This window comes from Candidatus Dependentiae bacterium (genome assembly GCA_040878395.1).
Classification (GTDB): domain Bacteria; phylum Babelota; class Babeliae; order Babelales; family Vermiphilaceae; genus JAKBEL01.
The window spans coordinates 1-16,080 of the sequence record JBBDMI010000015.1; the positions used below are offsets into that span (position 1 = coordinate 1).

Genomic DNA, 16,080 nt, shown 5'->3' on the forward strand with positions numbered 1-16,080 from the left:
GCTCCTAAGCGTAAAGTAGCTAAAAAAACTACTGCTAAACGTAAGACTGCAAAAAAAGCAGCTCCTAAACGCAAAGTAGCTAAAAAGACTACTGCTAAACGTAAGACTGTAAAAAAAGCAGCTCCTAAACGCAAAGTAGCTAAAAAAACTGCTGCTAAACGTAAGACTGCAAAAAGAGCAGCTCCTAAGCGTAAAGTAGCTAAAAAAACTACTGCTAAACGTAAGACTGCAAAAAGAGCAGCTCCTAAACGCAAAGTAGCTAAAAAAACTACTGCTAAGCGTAAGACTGCAAAAAAAGCAGCTCCTAAACGTAAAGTAGCTAAAAAAACTACTGCTAAACGTAAGACTGCAAAAAAAGCAGCTCCTAAACGCCGTACTGCAAAACGCAAGACAGCGAAAAAGAGAGCGTAATAGCTTTTTAAAATAAAAAAAGGCACATGTTTATATGTGCCTTTTTTTATTGTCTATTTTTTTGTTTTATGCGCGCAATTTCAACTCTTCTTGAGAAAATAAGAACAGTCCCAAGAAAACAATTACAAGAGAAGATACAAATGGCCATCCAATTTTTTCCGATAGAAATAACCAACCAAAAAATGCTGCGAATAAAGGTGTAATGAATCCTGCAAAAGAAACAAATGTTACCGAGTATATTGATAACAAATAACCATACAAGTTGAAACATACGATATTAGCAATAACAATTAATGCCAAAGCGTACAAAGAAAATATTGCGATACTAGCTCCATATGGTCCCAATAGCTCGCATAACCAAGGCAAAGATTTACTCAAACAGGCCTCAGGGGGGATAATTGTAGGTATACCTTCAACTATACACGAAGTAAATAATGCGACTATTCCGGCAGCGGTCATGGTATATGCATTTATCATAATAGTGGAATAACCGCGATTTTGTGTCTGCTTTAACACAATCCATCCATAGCTTGCACTTATTACTGCCCCTAATAACATTAATTCAGGTATTGAAAACCACGAAATTGATCCGGCAAGTTCTTCTTGTGATGTCGTTTCCATTAAAATTGGCATCAGCCCTAAAAATCCTATTATAAGCCCAGCTATTTTTTTATTGGTTAAGTATTCACCTAAAACAAAAAAGCTTATTACAGCCGTAATAAACGGCGAAAAATTAAACAAAAGACATGCCTTAGATGACGTTATCCATTGCAAGCTCATAAATTCTAAAATAAATGCTGCATAATATTGAAAAAAACTGACTTGAGCAAGTAATCCTACATCTTTTCGATCAAAGTGTAATTCTGAACGATTAAACATATATTGATATATCCAAAGTAATAGACCACCTATAAGCATACGTATACCAATGAAAAAAATTGGTGTTGTATATGTAAGTGCTGCTTTTCCAATAGTAAATGTACTGGCAAAAAGCATATATAATATAACAAGTAACATCATGTGAAATCCTTATGAGTTATACATACGTGAAGGTGTTTTTTCACCTTTATAAAAAATATAAAGCCCTAAACTAAGCAAACATATTGAATAGAAGAAATATAAAGAAATTTGTTGCGCAAATAATAACCAATTAAAAAAAGCTATAAAAATTGGATCTAGTAAACCGGTAAATGAAAGTAATGTAGGAGAATGAGTTTTAAGTAATACAACATAAAGTTGATACGAACTCATATTGGCTAAAATACCTATAATAATCCAAAAACATGATTCATATATCGTACATGATGGTAGTAATACATTTGATTCAACAAAGAATGAAGTTAATAATGACAAAGCTCCTCCAATAGATAAGCTTATACCATTTATTAAAAGAGCATCATAACAATGAACTATTTTTTTTGTTATGATCCAACCATATGCATAGGCTATCATAGAAATAACGATTAAACATTCGGGTATATAATACATAGAGCTGGAAACAACTTCCTCGGTATTAGCAATGAACAATATGGGAATAAATCCCAATAGACCAAACGCCAGTCCCCACAATTTCATAACGCCAAATCGTTCATGTAGCATGAAATATGAAAATACAGCCGTAATAAATGGCGTGCAGGTATAAATTAAGGCCCATTTGTGTGAAGAAACATATTGTGCAGCAACTGTATCGAAAACATATGGAATATACACCTTAAACAAAGCAATTTGAAGGAATATCCAAATATGTTTTTTTTCAACCTTTATTTTTTTATGCCTCATTACATAGTAAGCCAAAAAAAGGACGCCGCATATTGATATGCGGCTTCCAACTAAAAAAATTGGTTTTATAAGCAATAAACTTTGTTTACCTATCAAATAAGTACTGGCAAAAATAGTGCGTAAAATACAAACAATTAACATGTATTTCTAGTTACTCTCAAAATGAATTTCTTCATCAATAACGCGAATTCGTTCAATTTTGATTGCTTTACCGGTTGAAATATCCACTTCAATCCAAGCTCCGGTCATCATAAGCGGCGCTGATTCTTCAACAGAAAATTTCACCGGCATTTGTTTTATAAAGTGCTGAATGATCGGTTCTTTTTTCATGCCTAACATAGAATTTAATGCTCCGGTCATACCTAAATCAGTAATAAATGCAGTACCTTTGGGTAAAATACGTTCATCAGCTGTTTGTACATGTGTATGCGTACCCACCACACCGGATACTTTTCCATCAAGAAAATACCCCATACCCGCTTTTTCTGAAGTAGTTTCTGCATGCATATCAACAAAAATCATCTTAGTCTTATCCCTTAAATAGGTCAAAATTGATTCTGCTGCACGAAAAGGACAGGTTACATGGTCACGCATAAAAACGCGACCAATTAAGTTTATTATCGCAATAGTATGTCCCTTACAGCTAAATGTTGTTACACCAACACCAGGCGTTTCTGATGGATAATTAGCAGGACGTAATAAATCAGTATTATTCTCTAAATAACTATAGATTTCTTTATTAGCCCAAATATGATTTCCTGACGTTACTATATCAGCACCATTATGCTTAAAAAATCCTACTATACGAGAAGTAATACCACGGCCACGGCCGTCGCTATTTTCTCCATTAACAATAACTGCATCAATATTATTTTCTTTGCGGACACGATCGATATGTTTTTGAAACATCGTACGACCAGGAGATCCGACAACATCTCCAATAAAAAGTATTCTTAAATGATTCATATATTTACCTTGCATACTCAATTGCACGTTTTTCGCGAATAACATTAACTTTTATTTGACCGGGAAAGTTCATTTCCTCTTCTATCTTTTCAGCTAAACTGCGTGCCAAAATTCCTGCTTGTTCATCATCTAACGTATCTTCTTGAACAATGACACGAACTTCACGACCGGCTTGTAATGCATAAGCTTTTTTCACACCATCAAATCTTTGTGCTATTTCTTCTAATTTCTCAAGGCGTTTTATATAAGCTGTTAATGTTTCTCTACGAGCACCAGGACGTGAAGCTGATATAGTGTCTGCTATAACAACAATCGGAGCATAAATTGAAGTAAATGGAACTTCTTGATGATGAGCTGCAATTGCATTAACAACACGTGGGTCTTCGCCACATCTTTTTGCGATTTCAGCACCAATCATAGCGTGAGGTCCTTCAACTTCAGCAGTTACGGCTTTACCGATATCATGCAACAAACCGGAACGCAATGCAATCTGAGGATCTAACCCAAGTTCTTCTGCAATCATGCGAGAAAAAACACCCACCTCTTTGCAATGTTGTAATACATTTTGTGAAAAGCTGGTACGAAAATTCAATTTACCAAGTAAGGTAATAATTTCTTGGTTTAACCCTTGAAGGTTAAACTCTAAAGCAACCTCTTTACCATATTCTTCAATAATCTCTTCAAGCTCTTTTTCAACCTGCTCAACTGTTTCTTCAATACGTGTAGGATTAATTCTACCGTCAGAAATAAGTCGATTTAATGTTCGTTTTGCAACTTCACGGCGAATCGGGTTAAACCCGGAAATACTAATAATTTCAGGAGTTTCTCCAATAACAAATTCCATACCGGTTGCCATCTCCAGCGCCTTGATATTACGGCCTTCTTTACCAATAATACGGCCTTTCATCTCATCACTTGGTAACTGAACAATACTTGATGAGTTAGGAGTTACCTGATCGGAAGTATAACGTTGCATAGCGGTTACTAAAATATCTACTGATTTTTCTTTTGCTCGTACTCGCGCATCTTCTTCAACTTTTTGAATCCATTTTTCATTTGATAAATGAACTTCAGCCTGTAATGTATCGACCAAAGTTTGCTTTGCTTCATCACGTGTCATATTGGCAACACGTTCCAATTTGGTAATGAGTTCATTATATAAATTTTTTAATTTAGTTTCATTTGCACGTAGAACATCTTCTGAACGGGATAAGCTACGCTCTTTTTGCTGTAACTCACGGCGCAATTCATCAATATTGCTTTCTTTTTTATCTAATGCTTCATATTTATTGTTAAGCTTTGCTTGCAGGCGATCAAGTTCAATACGTTCACGCTTCATCTCAAAGTCAAAGTCATTACGCTTTTTATAAATTTCATCTTTAATTTTCAAAAGCGCTTCTTTTTTTTCATTTTCTATTTCACGTTGCACATTCTTACGTTTATTACGAGCACTTTGAAATAATCTATCAGCTTCCACAAAACGTTTTCGCGCATATAACAATAAAAAACTACCCAGTATAGCAAGACCAACTGCCAAACCGAATAGTATTAAAAATGATACATTCACCATAATTCTTCCTAATAAATTGAGTATCAAAACATATGTATTTATATATTGTTGCATGATTAACAAAAGCAACAACATTTTTAAAATAGAGAAAGAATAGGGTTTAATTGACTAAATTTTATCTAGGTATAGTAATAATAAAAAACTATAACTAAATAAAGCAGTAAGAAAAAAGGAGAATCTATCAATAAAAAACTATACAAATTTTATAAAATCATAAATTTTACAGCTCTGCACACAATCGATTCTCTAAGGCCACAATAATCTCTTGCTCTTTGCATTTAAGCTCATCAAGTTCATCTTGTAAGTGAACCGTACGACTTGCAATGCGTAAACCGGCCAAAATAGCAGCCTTTTTATGATCAATATGTTTGTTATGCTTTACAATTTCTTGTATTAAACTGTTCAATAAATCGGCTGCTGCATCAATATGCCCTTGATTTTCATCACTTTTTACCACATATTGATCATTTAATACCTGAATTTTATAGCTTTTTGTCTCATTCATCACTACTGATTTTCACTTTCAATTATAGCATCAATATTCTTAATTAAGTCATCAACAACAGACTTAGTCAGTTCTTTCTCTTCATTTAATTTTTCTTGTAAACGAGTACTCTCGTTTAACATAGAACTTTCAAGCATTTCAACCTGATTTTTAAATTTTTCTACTTCTTCTTTTTGACCAGAAAGATCTTGCTTTAACTGCTCGTTTTCTTTTTTTAATCCATTAGCTAGTTCAACTAATGAAACAATTTTTTGTTCTAATGCTTCTAATAATTTCATAATAGGATCTCCCCCTCATAAACAGTCTCAAGATATTTTCTGGCCCCAGCTTAATAAGCTCCGGTGTTTATTGTCAAGATAAGAACTATTCTTTTACCATTTGAACCAATTGACCAAATGCTTTCGGTTCAAAAATCGCAAGTTGACTTAACATTTTACGATTAAGATCTACTTGTGATTTTTTACATCCAAAAATAAACTTGCTATAAGACATGCCATGTGATTTTGTTGCAGCGCTTACGCGAGCAATAAATAAGGCTCTCATATCACGTTTTTTTAGTTTACGACCTTTAAAAGCATAAGCCATTGCACGCATTAAGGTTTCTTTTGCACGCTTAAAAATATTTTTTCTTTGGCCCCAAAAACCTTTTGTTTGTTTTAAAAGTTTTTTGTGACGCTTTTTAACAACGGTACCTCGTTTTATTCTTGTCATGGTATTTTTATAACCCCAAGTTATAATACTAAAAAATTAATTAACTCGATGTGCTTCATTATACTTGGCTATCTTGGAAGCAAAGATAAAATATTTTTTAAATCTGCTGCACAAATTAAACCGCCTTGGCGCAAATCACGTCTTCTTTTTGGACCTTTTTTGGTCAATAAATGACGACGATATGCTTTTGCTCTTTTTACTTTTCCTTTACCAACACGCTTAAAACGTTTTTTAGCGGCTGATAAACTTTTCATTTTTACTTTAGCCATAATGATGTCCTATTATAAGCAATATTACTTAACATAATAAATACAGAACCAAGATTGCCCCATATTTGATTCACGCTCTTTAACTAAATTTTTTAATCCACTTTCTTCAAAAGTTTTATCAACTTTATCAAAAATTTCTCTTCCACGTTCTTGTCGAGAAACATTCTCACGCCCTCTGAAAAACAATGAAATTTTTACTCGTTTTCCACTGCTCAAAAACTGGATTGCCTGATTAATTTTTGTTTGATAATCATGTTCACCAATTTTTGGTCTAATTTTAATTTCTTTGATCTGAATAGTCTTTTGATGTTTTTTTGCTTCTGATTGTTTTTTCTTACGTTCATAAAGGACTTTCCCAAAGTTCATAATTTTTGCAATAGGAACACCCTCAGGGCCTTTTTCAGTAAGCAAAACCAAATCTAAATTATCTGCTTCTGCAATTGCCAACGCATTTGATAATGAAATTTCACCTACATTTTCGCCATCTTTTGTTATTACCTGCAGTCGGGGCGCACGAATATTTTCATTAATCTGTGGCAAAGAGCTCTTTTTATCTTTCAATTTCTTTATTACCTTTCTTACTTACTACGAAAAAACATAAAGCTTATTACTGTTGCTTAAGAGCTTCTTGTACTTCACTATAAACAACATCAAAATTTTCTTTTTCTTTTAAATACTGTAATGCTTGATCTCTTCCTTGAGCAATCTTGCTCTCTTTATAAGAAAACCATGCACCGGATTTTACAATGATATTAAAAAACAAAGCTGCATCAAGTAAATCCAATTCTTTACTAATTCCTTCACCGAAAATCAAGTCAACTTCCACTTTTTTAAATGGTGGAGCAACTTTATTTTTTACCATTTTAACAGCAAGTCTATTGCCAATATGAATGTCATTTTTTTTCAAACTTGCAATACGACGCACATCAATACGTAATGATGCATAAAACTTCAATGCTTTACCACCAGTTGTGGTTTCTTTTGGCGCAAACGGCAAACCACCGATGTTTTGACGCAACTGATTAATAAAAATAAGTACGGTATTTGATTTGTGTACTACCGGCGTTAATTTACGCAAAGCTTGAGACATGAGACGTGCTTGTAATCCCATATGAGAATCACCCATATCACCTTCAAGTTCAGCTTTTGGCACTAGTGCCGCAACAGAATCGACAACAATAACGTCAACTGCTCCTGAGCGAATAAGCATTTCTGAAATATCAAGAGCCTGCTCGCCATAATCCGGTTGAGAAACAATTAAATTATCTACATCAACACCAATATTTGATGCATAACTAGGATCCATTGCATGCTCTGCATCAATAAAGGCACAAATGCCTCCAGAATTTTGAGCGCTTGCAATAACCTGCAGTGCTAATGTTGTCTTACCTGAAGCTTCCGGACCATAAATTTCAACGATACGGCCTTTAGGTAATCCACCAACACCAATAGCTTTATCAATTAAAATCGAACCGGTTGAAATACCTTCAATTTTAACACGTGGCGTGTCACCCATAAGCATTACAGCTCCATTGCCATATTGCTTATCAATTTGTGAAAAAGTGACTTCTAAAGCCTTTTTTTTATCATCACTATTAGTATGGTTTACTGCGGCCTGTTTTTTTGATGTAGTTGTTTTTTGTTTCATACTGCCTGCGCTTCGTTTAAAGTAAATACTGAGTTATTAGTTTCAATTGTAGCATTTCTAGATAAAGAAGCAACAAAACCTTGAACAAATAGCCCCTTTCTCTCGTTTTGCACACGACTTTCAATCTCTGCTTTATGCTCATTAAATGCTTCTTTGTCACCCTCAGAAACATCCAATACATACAAAACATAGCCTCCATCATTATCAATATGGGTTCCTACGGCAGATTTTTTTTCTAATTGTAACATTTTATCTGCAGGAATTCCTTTCTTATTCAAAGCTTCTAGCGCATCTTTGCTATCTTGCTTAATAAAGTCAGTTTCCTGTAAAGATCCGGCATATTTTTCAGCTACCGCTTGTGCAGAAGAGGTTCTTATTTCAGTTGAAGCTTGTTTAATACGTTGTGCCAACGCTTTTTGGGCACGATCTTCAACCAAATGATTTCTCACTACCGACTTTATGGTTTCCAACTGAGGCAAATAACGCTGCTTTATTTCTTTTAATTGCACTATATAACCTACTTCATTTTCAACAAAAAAGCCTGCCTCGCCATCTTTAAGCTTAAAGAGCATTTGCATACGCTTTGTATCATCTTTAGATGTTAATGGAATAGTGCGTTCTTTGCTCTTTTTTTCTTTAAGGAAAGGGGTCAATGCAGCTTCATCAATACCGGTTGAATCTATAATTTTTTTCATGTCATTGCTGAATTTTTTTGCAAATGTTTGGTGCAATAACGTTTGCTTGATTTCATCCTTTACTTGAGATAATGGCTTAAACTGCATCGGTTTTTTATCAACACGTTGCACCAACTCAATACCATTCTCTGTTTGAAACACTTCTGAAATATCACCATTATTCTTCAACACAAATGATTTACGCTCAAAAGTCGGATCATGATCACCTTTTGAGAAAAATGGCAACAAACCACCATTTTTTGCAGACTCTTCATCCTCAGAAAGCTCTTTTGCTTTATCTGCAAAAGTATCCGGATGTTGCATCAATTCTGCGCGCAACGCTTGAGCTCGTTGATAAAGCAACTCTTTTGGTTCTGTTTCAGAAAATTTTAATAAAATACGTCTTACTTGCACTTTTGATGGCGCATCAACATATTTTCTTACTTTATGCTTATCGTAAAAGTTTTGTATTTCATTGTCTGAAATTGTGATGCCATATAATGATGGGTTAAATTCCCAAACAACTCCAGCACGTTGCTCTGGGACCCAATAGTTTTTTGTATGTGCATCAAAAAATGCTTTCAAATCTGCATCAGTAATCTCTTTTTTCTTTTCTTCAGCCTCAATCGCATCCAACGCAAAAGCAATAATAGCATACTTTCTCTCAGAAATTTCGCTACTAACAGCATCATTGACCATATAACGTGGTGTATAATTAGCAATACCTGCAAGTTCAAGTGCAGTATAACGTGCAAGGGCTTGTTCAATAACCGTCTCAAATTGAGCAACACTCATTCCCATACGTGCAAGATAAAAACTCAGCGCCTGTTCATCAATCCCTTGCGGAGTGAAAAAACCTAGCGGCAATGTATTATATAAGCCTGATTGTTGGACAAATAAAGGGTCATTAAATTTTTGATCCACATAATCGTCACTAATATAAAGAGGTATCGATTGAGCAACTTCGTCAACCACTGCTTCACGAATCAATTCTTCATAAGCTAAAACTTTTGGATCTCGATTTAATCCTAACATTTGCATGAACATATCTGCATAGGCACCATACTGTTCACGCATAATACGAATATTATATTCTTGTTTTGCCGTTGCCCGATAAAACGAAGGTCCATCAATTTCAATATCATTTACTCGAGCAATCCATTGTGGCCCTTGTAATCGCTCACCTAAATTAGGCGCTATAAATACGATTGCAAAAATAACTATAAAAAACCAAATAATATATTTAAAAAATTTAGATTTAATATGTTTGCGTATAACAGTGATCATGCGTCTTTTCCTTTTTATATGAAAAATTGTTTAGTCAACAAGAGACTATACGTATATCTTTTAACCGTTCTTCTTTTTTTATTTTTTCTACAAATGCCAACAACTCCTGTTTATCACTAAACGGTTCTGTTGTCACTTGATACCAAATAATTTTTTTTCCTTGAGCTGTCCTACTATGCCTTTCATCAACACGCACCGGCATATTTTTATTTTGTAAGCGATCAGCAAATTGATGTGCTGCACGTGAAGTACCAAAACCGATTAATTGAGCTTTATAACATTTGGCAACTGGAACTATATTTTGAGCAATAGGTCCACTTGTATTGACTACATTCGCATGCGCAGGAAAAGCTTCATCTACGATAACTGATTTTGTAGCAACTTCTTGTTCCATAATATCATTAAATTGCTCTAAAGCTTTGCGTTGTCCTAAGAAATATCCCGCTATAAAAACACAAAAAGAAAGCATAACAATTGATGCTGTAAGCCAGCTCACTTGCCTATTAGTTAAATACAGCACATCATTATAAGAACGATTTTTTGCATCATTGGATTCAACTTCGTATCTTTTATTTTTTTCAATTTGATTCATAATCACCACAGTCTAAAGTTAAGACATCATCTAATAGTTGTTTAATATATAAGTCATCATCGGGGTAAGTCAAGTCAAGTTCGATTATTTTTCCATATGTATTACTATTTTCTTTTTGTGCAGTTGTTACTATTTTTTTGAGCATGCGCCAAAAAGTTTCTTGCCTTTTTGCATAATTTCGCGTCCGCTGTGCAATAATTTCTGTTGCGTGCTGTAAATCATATACATGCTTTAAATAACCAATCATTTCAGTATATCCAATAATTCCTTTTTCTTGCACAAACAGTTCCCAAGGAGTCCCCAATAACTGCTTTGCTTCATCAAGCCATCCGGACTGAACCATCTGCACAGCACGTTTATTTATACGCCTATAAAGCTCTTTTTTTTCACGCGTTACATGCACCAAAACAAATGGTGCGATCGGATCATAAATCGGTTTATACTCAGATGGTTTTTTTCCTGTAACAAACCAGATTTCCAATGCTCGCTTAATGCGATAATAATCATTTGGATGGATAGATAGAGCTCTTTTGGGATCAATTTCTTTTAAACGTTCCCACATATCTTGCTCAGGAATATCAATATTAAATTGTGCTTTATTTTCAGAAACCGTTCCTGATACCAAACGAAATAAAAGAGCTTTCAAATAAAAACCGGAACCACCTACTAAAATAGGAATACGCTTTCTTTTATGAATTTCATCAATTTTTTCTTGTACTAATTTTCGATATGCGTGGACGGTAAGATGTTCAGGATGATCTTTAATATCAAATAAATGTTGTTTAATTGGGCTTTTTTTCCAATCAGGTTTTGCCGTGCCAATAGTAAGAGGAGTGTAGATTTGCGCACTGTCCATATTGATTATTTCAGCAGGAATTTGAGCTGCTAATTTTTCTGCAAAATCACTTTTTCCGCTAGCAGTTGGACCATAAATAAAGATTACTTTTTTGTTTTTATTGATCATGTTTTTATTTTATCAGATAAACAAGCAGGGAAATTTCCCTGCTTGTTTATGTATCTATATTTAAATTACTTTAGATTACAGTAGCAACTGTTTGCTTACTGTGCATTATGACATTATTCTTGTGCATAGTAAAGAAGGATCTTAATAATTCAATTGCTTTATCTTCATTAATTTGCTTTACAATAGCAATTTCTTGAGCCAATAAAGACTCTGTTTGATGTAAAAGATTTTTTTCACCAAAAGAAAGTTCTTTTTGTGTTGCAATAAACTTTAAGTCACGATATACATGACCAATTTCATCCAAACTGCCAGAACGCAATCTAAACTGATAATCCTTATTTCTTTTATTCCAATTGCTCGCAGTGAGCTCATGGATATCTTTTGTTGTAGGTTGGGAAAGCATATTAAAAACATCATCTATTTTTTTTACAGATGATAGTCTCCGAATCCCCGTTAAACTTTTTACTGGAACAAGTATCGTCATGTCTTTACTCAGAAAAGTGAGTTCAAAAAAACACACTTTATGACCTGCTACACTTTTTTCAATAGCTTGACTTACAATCGCTACCCCATGTCCAGGGTACACAACTTTTTCATTAACAGAAAACATTACTGTCCTTCCCTTTAAGGAAAGGACTAAAACTCAAAAAACTTTTCTCTCATTACATGAATAAGTATACCAGAAAAAACAGAATTATTAAGTAAACATTATAGTTGACTATGCCGCCTTATTAGCAATATTTTTATAATAAAAAGTAACAAACTTGAAAAGAATAGATGAAAAAACCAATGGCGGAACCCACCAATACTTCTTCACCCATTGACTCAAAGTTAAACCACTTTTTTGATAATGATCTACTACAGTACCCATCTGCTCAACAATCACATCTATCGCATTTAAAATATCTTCAAGCGGTAACTGCTCAATTTGACTATGAATTGTAAGCACATCATTATGAGAAAGCGATTTAAAGGCTCTTTGTTTCTCTTGTTGGTTCTTCAACAACAAAAAAACATACATTGATACATCACGGACAAACAGTTCATTATCAATATATTTATACTGATTGAGATCATCCCAAAGTTGATGCAATGTTTTGCCTTCCCCTCTTTTGTGCCACCAAAAGACCGGCGGATCAATTGCACGGACCTGATCTGCCGACAGATCTTGTTCAGATGAAGTAAGAAGGTATTGTATAGCGCTATCTAATCGATGCAAACAGTAAAGTCTAAATGCAACTTCATCTGTGTGAATGCGCAACTTTAAATCATCCATCTCTTCAATACGTAAAGCTACTTCCTTAATAGGTTTATCACACAACAAACATTCTAACTGATCTGTCATCATAGAAATTACTTCGATCCGTTCTTGAAGATTAAATTTTTTACACACCTGTTCATCTTTATATTTTAATGGCGCTTTTTTAACACCTTTACATTCATGAACATAATCAATGGTATTGCGCGTAATAATAAAAATTTCTTTACTAAAATCTTCAACCAACAGGTCATCCTGCAATGATTTATATGATGTAAATGAATCCCATACCATAAACAACGGTTTAAGGCTCCGCGTTTGCACAATACGCTTAATTGATCGAAGAATCTGTTTATGCTCAAAAAAACCATGCGATGACGTTGGCAATATAAGATCAAAATTTATCTTACGCCCTGCAATCATCGCTTGCATCGCATTGACTTCATTGTACATTTTTGCCAACAACTTAATCGTTTTATCCAATCGAGCAACAAAGTAATAACGTCTATATACTAAAAATGTCTGCTCATTGATTGGAATTGTATCTTCATTTTTTGCGAATGATGACTCTGCGTATAGGCACAAGCACAATACAAGCCAAATTTTTATTTTTTTCATGACACACTCTAACATTACTTAGTCAAATAATAATAAGCACCAAACCCTAATGCTGTAGATAATATTCCGGGAATGATTGCCCACAGATATTTTTTATCATTTTTACTCTCTAATGCCTGAATAGCAATTAATTTATCAGTAACCATGTCGATCGCTTGCAATGTTTCATCTAAAGGCAAAGAATCAATATGTTCATAAATCTCTAATACCTGACTCATCTCAGTCATTATAACCTGTTCGGCATGATCTGAAAGATTTTTAAATAAAAGACTTTTATATACCAAAAAAATATTCATAAGCATCTCTTGCAAAAAAGAATCATCACTTGCAAAACGATATTGCTTAAATTCATTACACACACGTAATAATGGATCCAAACTTTTTTTCTGGCACATTTGAATAATGCAATCACGCATATGATCATTACTGAAATGCTCTATTTCATCAAGCAAATCAACTGATTCTTCAGCTGAACGAATGTTATCACTCTTTGCCAACGGATACTGTTTTTTTTCATGTAAATACGCCAAAAACTGCATACTTTTATGTAGACGCTTAATAATGAAAAAACGCCTTGCAACTAAGTTAGTCCCGACTTCATCAATATCTTTATGCACCATGATGTGCGAGCGGCTTGCCCCATACCTTAAAGTATCGGTCACCTGATCAATACAACATAACTTTTGCTCCAAACAGATGCCACCTCGATACTTTTTGTGCAACGGCTCTATCAAGTCACAAATATAATAAATCAATTCAATAAATTCATTTTTAAAAATTAAACTATCAACATAGCGATATGAGCAGAACATATGCCAAAGGTCAAACAATGGCATCATTGTTTTTTTTTGACTCATGCATTCAACAGCTGATTGAATGGCTTCTAAACGAAATAATGTTGCGTCAAGTCGCTCAAATGGAACACACTTTTGCACCTGATCATTATGCAACAGTTGCAATGATGGTTCAAGCCTTTTTATCAAATAATAACGATGATAAATGTGATCAGTTCTTTCTTGTATTACCATTTGCTCAGGAAATAAACCGGTTGCTTGAATTGCAGTAGATAAAAAACATAATACAATAATTACAAATTGAATAAACATAATACAATTCCTTGTCAGCAAAAATATCAACTTTAAGTATCAACGATATACATACTTATTTGCAATAATTAAAAATTGAATCTTGCATATTACATTGACATTCATCTTCAACAACTGACAAACTCACTATGTAATGTCACATATGCTATCAATTTCTATAAGGGTTTATTCATGAGCATTCGATCATATTTTTTACTTATATATATTCTACCTCTGCATATATATACATATGATTACGATCTCATCATTGTAGGCACAGGAGCATCTGGAACTATTGCAGCACAAACAGCCGCGCGATACAATGTACGCATTGCTACAATTGAAAGCGAAAAAACACCAAAAAAACGCGTTCTGTATAGTGATATCCCATTAAAAGCTTTAATTAGAGTCGCCCAAGCCTCTCAATCAGTTGAAAAAATGCATGAACTTGGAATAGATATTGATATATCAACCAAGCACATCTCTAACATATTTTCCTACATAGAAAAAGTTGTTGAAAATGCAAGTCAAATATATTCCACCAAATATCTTCCTGATCGACAGGTTGAACAACTTATTGGACAAGCTCATTTTATTGATGAACATACCGTCGAAATAAATGGTCAACATATAACCTCAAATAAATTTATTATAGCAACAGGTGGAGAACCATATGTCCCTGAATTTACCGGTATTGAAAAAATTCCATATTTAACGGAAAATAATTTTTTTCAACTAAAAGAACTACCCAAATCAATCATTATTGTTGGAGAAGGACCTCTGGGCATAGAAATGGCAACAACACTTCATAGACTTGGCGTTGAGGTTACTGTTGTCACAAAGCATGGACTTGTTTTACCAAAATATGACTTTGAACTCATTGAAATGCAACACCAACTTATGAAAATGGAAGGAATAAAAATATATTACAATGCACGTATTAAAGAAGTTGATTACATTAATAATAAAATAACCGCTCGATGCAAAAACAATCTCAGCGAAGAGTTTACCCTTAATGCCGACAGAATTTTGATAGCTTTAAATCGTAATGGCCGAATAAAAACATTAAATCTTGAACATATTGGTGTGGTCACCCATAGAGATGGCATCGAGGTTAATAATACTATGCAAACCTCTATTGGCAATATCTATGCATGTGGCGACGTAGTCGGCCAAATGTATACATTAAATCGCGTAGGCTATTACCAAGCACAAATTGCCGCTCACAATGCCTGTAAGCCTTTCTGGAAAAAAAATATCGTTACTGATTATTCAAATGTTTCATCACATATTTATGCTTCTCGTCCATTAGGAGCTATCGGATTAACTGAACAAGAGTCTCGAAAGAAATTTGGCAACAATCTCCATATCTATCGCTACAGCTATGCATCATTTGCACGACCACAAATAGATAACACCACTGATGGCGTTGCAAAATTCATCTGCGACTCATCTGGGAATCTCCTGGGAGTTCATGTTTTAGGGGAATCTGCAGATGAAATCATTGACAGTGTACACATAGGAAAAAATTTTGCGGATCAATTTGAAGACTATCTCTTTGAACTACGTACATCTCCAAATTATCTTGATCTTGTATGGGAAGCTTCTAAACAGACCGAATTAGATTCTAATAGAAATATTTTTAGTGCAATTTTACGCTACATAAAAAGAGTAATTCCGATTTAAAGTCAATATTTGTCAAATACCATCGACCTGCTACAATGAGTATATAAATAAGGGTGG

The 16,080-nt window shown here is 34.1% G+C and carries 18 protein-coding genes; 2 read left to right on the forward strand and 16 right to left on the reverse strand.

Features of this window, described 5'->3' with window-relative positions:
- Positions 1-411, forward strand: a 411-nt coding sequence (locus tag WD055_05860; protein ID MEX0849729.1) for a hypothetical protein, incomplete at its 5' end; no start/stop codon positions are given.
- Between the two features lie 66 nt (positions 412-477).
- On the opposite strand, the gene WD055_05865 is transcribed toward WD055_05860, so the two are convergent.
- The 16 genes from WD055_05865 to WD055_05940 all read right to left on the reverse strand — a co-directional run bounded on the left by WD055_05865 (position 478) and on the right by WD055_05940 (position 14,358).
- Entirely contained in the window at positions 478-1,431 is a 954-nt protein-coding gene (locus WD055_05865; protein MEX0849730.1) for a DMT family transporter, read from the reverse strand.
- A gap of 9 nt (positions 1,432-1,440) precedes the next feature.
- Positions 1,441-2,331, reverse strand: a complete 891-nt coding sequence (locus WD055_05870) for a DMT family transporter (protein ID MEX0849731.1) — start codon at positions 2,329-2,331, stop codon at positions 1,441-1,443.
- A gap of 6 nt (positions 2,332-2,337) precedes the next feature.
- Positions 2,338-3,156, reverse strand: coding sequence for a TIGR00282 family metallophosphoesterase (locus WD055_05875; GenBank protein MEX0849732.1), 819 nt, complete (start codon positions 3,154-3,156; stop codon positions 2,338-2,340).
- A gap of 4 nt (positions 3,157-3,160) precedes the next feature.
- Complete coding sequence (gene rny, locus WD055_05880; GenBank protein MEX0849733.1) at positions 3,161-4,726, reverse strand: ribonuclease Y; 1,566 nt, start codon at positions 4,724-4,726, stop codon at positions 3,161-3,163.
- A 220-nt stretch (positions 4,727-4,946) separates the two neighbouring features.
- The gene (locus WD055_05885) at positions 4,947-5,231 is read right to left on the reverse strand and encodes a cell division protein ZapA (protein ID MEX0849734.1); all 285 of its coding nucleotides are present in this window, start codon (positions 5,229-5,231) and stop codon (positions 4,947-4,949) included.
- A 2-nt stretch (positions 5,232-5,233) separates the two neighbouring features.
- Positions 5,234-5,509 carry a hypothetical protein gene (locus WD055_05890; protein ID MEX0849735.1) on the reverse strand — a complete coding sequence of 92 codons (276 nt, stop codon included), beginning with the start codon at positions 5,507-5,509 and terminating at the stop codon, positions 5,234-5,236.
- 85 nt (positions 5,510-5,594) lie between these two features.
- Entirely contained in the window at positions 5,595-5,942 is a 348-nt protein-coding gene (gene rplT, locus WD055_05895; protein ID MEX0849736.1) for a 50S ribosomal protein L20, read from the reverse strand.
- Positions 5,943-6,010: 68 nt separating this feature from the next.
- Positions 6,011-6,211: a 50S ribosomal protein L35 gene (gene rpmI, locus WD055_05900; GenBank protein MEX0849737.1), complete on the reverse strand. Its 201-nt coding sequence runs from the start codon at positions 6,209-6,211 to the stop codon at positions 6,011-6,013.
- A gap of 24 nt (positions 6,212-6,235) precedes the next feature.
- Positions 6,236-6,772 carry a translation initiation factor IF-3 gene (gene infC, locus WD055_05905; GenBank protein MEX0849738.1) on the reverse strand — a complete coding sequence of 179 codons (537 nt, stop codon included), beginning with the start codon at positions 6,770-6,772 and terminating at the stop codon, positions 6,236-6,238.
- A 46-nt stretch (positions 6,773-6,818) separates the two neighbouring features.
- On the reverse strand, positions 6,819-7,859 hold the full coding sequence (recA, locus tag WD055_05910; protein MEX0849739.1) for a recombinase RecA: 1,041 nt from the start codon (positions 7,857-7,859) through the stop codon (positions 6,819-6,821).
- The gene (locus WD055_05915) at positions 7,856-9,820 is read right to left on the reverse strand and encodes a peptidylprolyl isomerase (GenBank protein MEX0849740.1); all 1,965 of its coding nucleotides are present in this window, start codon (positions 9,818-9,820) and stop codon (positions 7,856-7,858) included. The genes recA and WD055_05915 overlap by 4 nt, the downstream gene beginning before the upstream one ends.
- A gap of 34 nt (positions 9,821-9,854) precedes the next feature.
- Positions 9,855-10,412, reverse strand: a complete 558-nt coding sequence (locus WD055_05920; protein MEX0849741.1) for an SPOR domain-containing protein — start codon at positions 10,410-10,412, stop codon at positions 9,855-9,857.
- A complete protein-coding gene (gene miaA / locus WD055_05925) occupies positions 10,399-11,376 on the reverse strand; it encodes a tRNA (adenosine(37)-N6)-dimethylallyltransferase MiaA (GenBank protein ID MEX0849742.1) in 978 nt (325 codons plus the stop codon). The genes WD055_05920 and miaA overlap by 14 nt, the downstream gene beginning before the upstream one ends.
- Positions 11,377-11,446: 70 nt before the next feature.
- The gene (locus WD055_05930; protein MEX0849743.1) at positions 11,447-11,986 is read right to left on the reverse strand and encodes a CarD family transcriptional regulator; all 540 of its coding nucleotides are present in this window, start codon (positions 11,984-11,986) and stop codon (positions 11,447-11,449) included.
- Positions 11,987-12,094: 108 nt separating this feature from the next.
- The gene (locus tag WD055_05935; protein MEX0849744.1) at positions 12,095-13,252 is read right to left on the reverse strand and encodes a hypothetical protein; all 1,158 of its coding nucleotides are present in this window, start codon (positions 13,250-13,252) and stop codon (positions 12,095-12,097) included.
- A gap of 14 nt (positions 13,253-13,266) precedes the next feature.
- Entirely contained in the window at positions 13,267-14,358 is a 1,092-nt protein-coding gene (locus WD055_05940; protein ID MEX0849745.1) for a hypothetical protein, read from the reverse strand.
- 171 nt (positions 14,359-14,529) lie between these two features.
- Between WD055_05940 and WD055_05945 the strand changes: the two genes are divergently transcribed.
- Positions 14,530-16,023, forward strand: coding sequence for an NAD(P)/FAD-dependent oxidoreductase (locus tag WD055_05945; GenBank protein ID MEX0849746.1), 1,494 nt, complete (start codon positions 14,530-14,532; stop codon positions 16,021-16,023).
- Positions 16,024-16,080: the final 57 nt, after the last annotated feature.